A 6,984-nucleotide genomic window follows, 5' to 3' on the forward strand; every position below is an offset into this window, starting at 1 on the left:
ATCCGTGGGGATGACCGGCCTCGGTGCCGGGCGCCTGCGGTGCTGTGGTCCCGCTCCGGCGGGAGCGGGACCGCTTACCGGCCCCGAGGCCGCGTCGTGCGCGGCTGAGTCCGCTGCCGTGCCCCCGAGTAGGACGGCTGCGATGACGGCAAGGGGGTACGGCCCCGCCGACAGCGGGGCGTGACCGCCTCCGGACGGGGTCAGCTTTCGGCGAGGATGTGGGACAGCTCCCGGTCGAGGTCGAAGTGACGGTGTTCGGTGCCGGGGGGCACCGCGGCGTCCGTCCGCTTGAGGAACGACTCAAGCGCACGGGCAGGGGCCTCCAGCAGGGCCTCTCCTTCCGGAGAGCTCAGTGCGATGCAGACCACCCCTTGCCCGTGGCTGCGCGACGGCCACACCCGGACGTCGCCGGTACCGGTGGGTCGGTGCAGCCCCTCCGCGAGGAGATCTCGGGCGAACACCCACTCCACGGTCTCATCGGCGCCCGTGTGGAACGTGGCATGCACGGCGTAGGGGTCGGCAGTGTCATAGCGCAGGCCCGCGGGGACGGGCAGTGAGGACTCGCTGGACACGATGAGGCGCAGGTGCAGCTCGCAGCTGACCGTGGTGTTCATAAGCGCCATGGCCTTTCGCTCAGTGTGCGCTCGGGGAATCGCACGTCGGCGAACGGACCATCCCACCCCCAAGACCGATGTAAACCCCTCTGTCCCGATTCGGGCGCGAGTCGTACCCCTTACGGCGCATTGCGGAATCGCCCCGCAGCGGCCGGGCCGGGCATTACCCCGGCTACTTCTTGGTTAGTTTCCTGGGATGACTGTGCGAAACGACAAGGCGGCCGGGAACACGGGAACGGGTGAAGCGGCCGTGGAGGTTGACGCGGTCGCCGACGGTGGTCGGGCGGTCGGCTCGCGGGCCCCTGCCCTCGCCGGCGCTGCACCGTCTGGCAGGTGGCGATCTTCCTGGCCGGCCTCGCCGTGGTGGCGCTCGGGCTGATCATGCTGCCGCTGCCCGGCCCCGCCTGGCTGGTGATCTTCCTGGGCGTGGGGATCTGGGCCACCGAGTTCGTCCGGGCCCAGTTGGCCCTGCGCCGGACCCGCCGCAAGGTGGCGGAGGCCGCCCAGCGGGCCATGGACCCGCGGGTGCGCCGCCGCAACCTGACGCTCACCGCGATCGGGCCGGCCGCCGTCCTCGGGGCGGGCGGCTGGTACCTCGCCCGCTACGGGCCGGCCGTCCCCTGGCGGCTGGAGGAGGGCTGACCTGCCCGGGCGTGGGGCCGCGGGCGGGGAGGGAGTTCGGAGCACCCCTCGGGATGCGGTAATGTTTTCCCTGCACCCGGGCGATTAGCTCAGCGGGAGAGCACTTCGTTCACACCGAAGGGGTCACTGGTTCGATCCCAGTATCGCCCACCGGACAGCACGCAGGCCCTGACCAGGAAACCGGTCAGGGCCTGCGGCGCACCCGGGGCCGAGATTCCGCGGGCCGCCCGTTACGCCGCCGCCTCGCAGCCGTGCTCCGGCTCCAGCCGGCGCCCGCAGCCGCACCGGGCCGGCCGCAGCGGCCAGGACGGATCCACCCGCTCCGGCGTCCCCGAGCGGTCGAACCAGTTCTGCAGCCCGCGTGCCTGTGCCGCGTGCCAGATCGCCTGCCGCAGGTGCAGCTCCGCCGCCGACAGGCCGCCGAGCGCCGCCGGGTAGCGGGCGCCTATCCGCCGGGTCAGGGCCAGCGCCGCCGTCGCGTCCGCCGCCGCGTCGTGCGCCCCGGCCAGCTCCACGCCGTAGTGGGCGCACAGGTCGGTCAGTGTCCGGCGGCCCTTGCGGTAACGGTCCACGTGCTTGTCCAGCACCCGCGGATCCAGCACCACCAGACCGACCGTCGCCAGTCCGTCGGCCAGCGTCAGCCCGTGATGGCGGCGCAGCTCCCGGTCCAGCAGCGTCAGATCGTAGGGCGCGTTCATCACCACCACCGGATGCCCGGCCCGAGCCTCGGCCGCCAGCGCACGCGTGACCTCCGCCACCACCGTGCGGGCCGGACGGCCGTGGGCACGCACCTGCTCGTCCGTGATGCCGTGCACCGCGCGGGCACCGTCCGGGATCGGAACGCCCGGATCGGCGAGCCAGATGGTGGTCCGCGCCGGTGCGCCCGGCGCGAGCTGGACGACCAGGGCGGCGGAGACGATCCGGTCGTTCTCCACGTCCACGCCGGTCGTCTCGGTGTCGAAGGAGGCGAGTGGGCCGGTGTACCAGTGCTGCTGCATGACTGCCCCTCAGGCGAGCGTTGCGCCCGGTTGATACCCGGTTCTGACGCCACTTCAACCCGTTTGGCCCAAGCCCGGCCGGGGATCCTGCCCATGACTGTCCCGTTCGAATCGACTGACCTGTCCGGACCGGGACGGGCGCGGACCGGGGAGGCCACGGGGTGATGGCAGCGACCCAGCCGCAGCCCGAGGAGGCGGCGGCCGTACTGCGGGGGAACCTCGCGGTCACCGCCTGCATGGAGACCTTGCAGGTCGGCTATCTGCACGCGGTCGCCGCCGCGGCCGGCTGCTCGCTCTCCCAGCCGTTCCCGGACAACGGCATCGACTGGCACGTCAGCCACGGCTCCCGGACGCACGAGGTGGACGACGAGGTCACCGTCAAGATCCAGCTCAAGGCCACCCAGCAGGTCGCTCCCGACCCGGCCGGGCCGTTCTTCAGCTTCACCCTGGACAACGACCACCTGCGCAAGCTCGCCCGGCCCCGGGTCGCCGTGGCGCGGATCCTGGTCGTGATGCTGCTGCCGCGCCGGGTCGACCACTGGCTGCGGGCCCGCCCGGACGCCCTGGAGCTGCGGCACTGCTGCTACTGGGTCAACCTGGCCGGCCACCCGGTCACCGGGCAGCGGCGCACCAACGTCCGCGTGCCCACCGACAAGGTCTTCGACGACCGCGCGCTGTGCGACATCATGGCCCGGGTCGGTGCGGGCGGCAGCCCGTGACGGCCCGGCCCCGGCAGGGAGGAACCGGACCCATGACACCGCCGTACGGACCGGGCGAGCCGGCCCGGCCCCTGCCCGATCCGGCCGCCGTCGACCCGACGGTGCTGGCCACCCTCCTCGCCCGGCACGGCTGGGTCCGCCGCGGCGGACCGGCCGCCCGGTACGGACGCTGGACCCCGCCCGACGGCGAACCCGGCACCAGCCTGCTCGTCCCGGCCGGGGCCGGCTTCGACGACGCCGTCGAACTCCTCACCGACGCCGTCACCGCGCTCTCCCGCTCCCGCACCCCCTCCGCACGCTCGATCCTGCTCGCCCTCGCCGTCCCCGGTGACGAGCTGCGCTGGCACCGCGAACCGCCCGGTCGCGCCGGGGCCACCCCCTGGGACGAGGCCGAGCGGCTCCGGCAGGCGGCGCGCGGGATGCTCGCCGCCGGCGCCAAGGCCGCCCGGACCAGGGCCGGCTACTTCGGTGCCCGGCTGGACGGCCTCGCCGGGGACTTCCTGGACCGCGTCCTGCTGGTCGAACAGGGCGCCGCCCTCACCGCCCACACCCCCGCTCCCGAGGGCCGCGCCGCCGTCACCACGCTGGTCCGCGCCCTGGAGGCGCTGCGCGACGCGGTCGACTACCGCCGGGTCAGCGGCGGGCCCGAGGCCTTCGGGAACGCCGTCCAGGCCGGGGTCAGCAGGGAGCTCGTCCAGTCCGTCGAGGACCTGGTGCGCGACGCGACGGCCGCCCGGCTCAGCGTCGCCTGGTCGCCCGCCGCCGGGACGCCGGGCGGCTTCGGGGACCGCCGGATCGACCTCGACTTCTCGCCCGGGGACCTGCCCGCCCTGGCGGAGGCCGCCGACCTGCTGGAACGGACCGAACCCGCCGTTGCCGTCACCGTGGTCGGCGTGGTCACCCGGCTCAAGCGCGCCGACCCGGCCGGCCCGGGCTCGGTGCGGCTGCGGGTGCTGACCGGCGCCGAGGTCCGCGAGCTCAAGCTCCGCCTGCCCGACCCCGACTACCGGCTCGCCGCCGAGGCCCACCTCGCGGGCTTGCCGATCCGGGTCTCCGGCCGGCTGGACCGGCACGGCGGCTTCCGCCGGCTGACCGGCCCACACGGACTGGAGCTCCGCGGCTGGGAGGAAGGGGACCGCGAGCGGCTGCTGAAGTCGCTCGGGGAGAAGGCGGAGGGAGGGGGAGACGGGGCATAGGTGGACGGCAGGGGCGGCGCTCTCGGTACCATCGTCACGCGCAGCGCAGTGCTGCGTCCTCTGAAATCCAGCACGTCAGGAGAGACCGGTGACGGACGTCCGGGTAATCATCAGCCGCGAACCCGATCGGGAAGAGCGCGTGGTGACCACGGGCACCACGGCCGCCGAGCTCTTCGCCGACGACCGCTCGATCATCGCCGCCCGCGTCGGCGGCCAGCTCAAGGACCTCGCCTACGTCCTCCAGGACGGCGACGAGGTCGAGCCGGTCGCGATCGGCAGCAAGGACGGCCTCGACATCCTGCGCCACTCCACCGCGCACGTCATGGCCCAGGCCGTGCAGCAGCTCTACCCCGAGGCCAAGCTCGGCATCGGCCCGCCGGTCAAGGACGGCTTCTACTACGACTTCGACGTCGAGAAGCCCTTCCACCCCGATGACCTCAAGGCCATCGAGAAGAAGATGCAGGAGATCATCAAGCGCGGGCAGAAGTTCTCCCGCCGCGTGGTCACCGACGAGGCCGCCCGCGAGGAGCTGGCCGCCGAGCCGTACAAGCTGGAGCTGATCGGCCTCAAGGGCTCCGCCGCCACCGCCGGCGAGGGCGCCGACGTCGAGGTCGGCGCCGGCGAGCTCACCATCTACGACAACCTGGACGCCAAGTCCGGCGACCAGTGCTGGGGCGACCTCTGCCGCGGCCCGCACCTGCCCAGCACCCGCCACATCCCGGCGTTCAAGCTGATGCGCAACGCGGCCGCCTACTGGCGCGGCAGCGAGAAGAACCCGATGCTGCAGCGCATCTACGGCACCGCCTGGCCGACCAAGGACGAGCTGAAGGCCCACCTGGACTTCCTGGTCGAGGCCGAGAAGCGCGACCACCGCAAGCTCGGCAACGAGCTCGACCTCTTCTCCATCCCCGAGGAGATCGGCTCCGGCCTCGCCGTCTTCCACCCCAAGGGCGGCATCATCCGCCGCGCCATGGAGGACTACTCGCGCAAGCGGCACGAGGAAGAGGGCTACGAGTTCGTCTACACCCCGCACGCCACCAAGGGGAAGCTCTTCGAGAAGAGCGGCCACCTCGACTGGTACGCGGACGGTATGTACCCGCCCATGCAGCTCGACGAGGGCGTGGACTACTACCTCAAGCCGATGAACTGCCCGATGCACAACCTGATCTTCGACGCGCGCGGCCGCTCGTACCGTGAACTGCCGCTGCGCCTCTTCGAGTTCGGGACGGTGTACCGCTACGAGAAGTCCGGCGTGGTGCACGGCCTGACCCGTGCCCGCGGTTTCACGCAGGACGACGCGCACATCTACTGCACCCGCGAGCAGATGGCGGACGAGCTCGACTCGACCCTGACCTTCGTGCTCAACCTGCTCCGCGACTACGGTCTGACCGACTTCTACCTGGAGCTGTCGACCAAGGACCCGGTGAAGTACGTCGGCAGCGACGAGACCTGGGAGGAGGCCACCCGCGTCCTGGCGAGCGTGGCCGAGAAGCAGGGCCTGCCGCTGGTGCCGGACCCGGGCGGCGCGGCCTTCTACGGTCCGAAGATCTCGGTGCAGGCGAAGGACGCCATCGGCCGTACCTGGCAGATGTCGACCATCCAGCTCGACTTCAACCTGCCCGAGCGCTTCGACCTGGAGTACACCGCGGCGGACGGCTCGCGCCAGCGGCCGGTCATGATCCACCGCGCGCTCTTCGGCTCGATCGAGCGCTTCTTCGCGGTGCTGCTGGAGCACTACGCCGGCGCCATGCCGCCGTGGCTGGCCCCGGTCACCGTGACCGGCATCCCGATCACCGACGAGCACGTGCCGTACCTGCTGGAGGTCGCGGCCGAGCTGAAGAAGCACGGGATCCGGGTCGAGGTGGACACCTCCGACGACCGCATGCAGAAGAAGATCCGCAACGCGCAGCGCTCCAAGGTCCCGTACATGCTCATCGCGGGCAATGACGACGTCGAGGCGGGTGCGGTGTCCTTCCGCTACCGCAACGGCGAGCAGAAGAACGGCGTTCCGCTGGCGGAAGCGGTTGCGGAGATCGTGGACGCGGTGAAGAACCGCATCCAGGTGTGACGTAGTCCCCGCCTGAGCGGGGGTGGCCCTGTGCACGAGATGATCATGCGCGGGCGGAAGTCGTGGGCCCCGCCCACGCGGGGATGCGCGGGGCAGGCTCTTGAAGAGTCTGCCCCGCGCGGCTTTGCAAGCACCATCGGGCGAATATGCTGATCAGCATGACGACTGAGCCGGAACTTCAGCGGGGCGTCGGTGAGCCGGACGGCTTCCGCCGCCTGTGGACGCCCCATCGGATGGCCTACATCCAGGGTGAGAACAAGCCCACTGGCCCGGCTCCGGACGACGGTTGTCCGTTCTGCTCGATCCCGTCCCTGAGCGACGAGGACGGGCTGGTCATCGCCCGGGGGAGTGCCGTGTTCGCGGTGCTGAACCTGTACCCGTACAACGGCGGGCACCTGATGGTGGTCCCGTACCGGCACGTGGCCGACTACACCGACCTGGACGAGGCCGAGACGGCCGAGCTGGCGGACTTCACCAAGAAGGCGATGACGGCGCTGCGGGCGGCCTCCGGGGCGCACGGGTTCAACATCGGGATGAACCAGGGCGCGGCGGCCGGGGCCGGGATCGCGGCGCACCTGCACCAGCACGTGGTGCCGCGCTGGGGCGGGGACACCAACTTCATGCCGGTGGTCGGCCACACCAAGGTGCTGCCGCAGCTGCTGGCGGACACCCGGAAGATGCTGGCCGAGGCCTGGCCGCAGGGCTGATCCGGAGAGCATGGGAGGGCCCCACCGAGATCCTCGGTGG

6 protein-coding genes, 1 tRNA gene and 1 pseudogene are annotated in these 6,984 nt (G+C 72.0%); 6 read left to right on the forward strand and 2 right to left on the reverse strand.

Going from position 1 to position 6,984, the window contains the following annotated elements; all coding sequences use genetic code 11:
• Positions 1-200: 200 nt before the first annotated feature.
• On the reverse strand, positions 201-614 hold the full coding sequence (locus ACFU7Y_RS36765; protein WP_030056266.1) for an SsgA family sporulation/cell division regulator: 414 nt from the start codon (positions 612-614) through the stop codon (positions 201-203).
• Positions 615-810: 196 nt separating this feature from the next.
• Here ACFU7Y_RS36765 and ACFU7Y_RS36770 point away from each other — a divergent pair.
• Both ACFU7Y_RS36770 and ACFU7Y_RS36775 read left to right on the forward strand, forming a co-directional pair.
• Positions 811-1,256, forward strand: a pseudogene (locus tag ACFU7Y_RS36770) (TIGR02611 family protein).
• A 78-nt stretch (positions 1,257-1,334) separates the two neighbouring features.
• Positions 1,335-1,406: transfer RNA gene (locus tag ACFU7Y_RS36775), tRNA-Val, on the forward strand.
• An 80-nt stretch (positions 1,407-1,486) separates the two neighbouring features.
• Here ACFU7Y_RS36775 and ACFU7Y_RS36780 read toward each other — a convergent pair.
• On the reverse strand, positions 1,487-2,254 hold the full coding sequence (locus ACFU7Y_RS36780) for an exonuclease domain-containing protein (protein WP_224278786.1): 768 nt from the start codon (positions 2,252-2,254) through the stop codon (positions 1,487-1,489).
• 164 nt (positions 2,255-2,418) lie between these two features.
• On the opposite strand from ACFU7Y_RS36780, the gene ACFU7Y_RS36785 reads away from it, so the two are divergent.
• The 4 genes from ACFU7Y_RS36785 (at position 2,419) to ACFU7Y_RS36800 (ending at position 6,944) form a co-directional block, all read left to right on the forward strand.
• Complete coding sequence (locus tag ACFU7Y_RS36785) at positions 2,419-2,973, forward strand: DUF4365 domain-containing protein (RefSeq protein WP_224278777.1); 555 nt, start codon at positions 2,419-2,421, stop codon at positions 2,971-2,973.
• A 32-nt stretch (positions 2,974-3,005) separates the two neighbouring features.
• A complete protein-coding gene (locus ACFU7Y_RS36790; protein WP_263454814.1) occupies positions 3,006-4,169 on the forward strand; it encodes a hypothetical protein in 1,164 nt (387 codons plus the stop codon).
• 88 nt (positions 4,170-4,257) lie between these two features.
• A complete protein-coding gene (gene thrS / locus ACFU7Y_RS36795) occupies positions 4,258-6,237 on the forward strand; it encodes a threonine--tRNA ligase (RefSeq protein WP_224278769.1) in 1,980 nt (659 codons plus the stop codon).
• Between the two features lie 146 nt (positions 6,238-6,383).
• Positions 6,384-6,944, forward strand: coding sequence for an HIT domain-containing protein (locus ACFU7Y_RS36800; protein WP_224278767.1), 561 nt, complete (start codon positions 6,384-6,386; stop codon positions 6,942-6,944).
• Positions 6,945-6,984: the final 40 nt, after the last annotated feature.

The sequence above is a fragment of the Kitasatospora sp. NPDC057542 genome (assembly GCF_042801945.1).
Taxonomy (GTDB): domain Bacteria; phylum Actinomycetota; class Actinomycetes; order Streptomycetales; family Streptomycetaceae; genus Kitasatospora.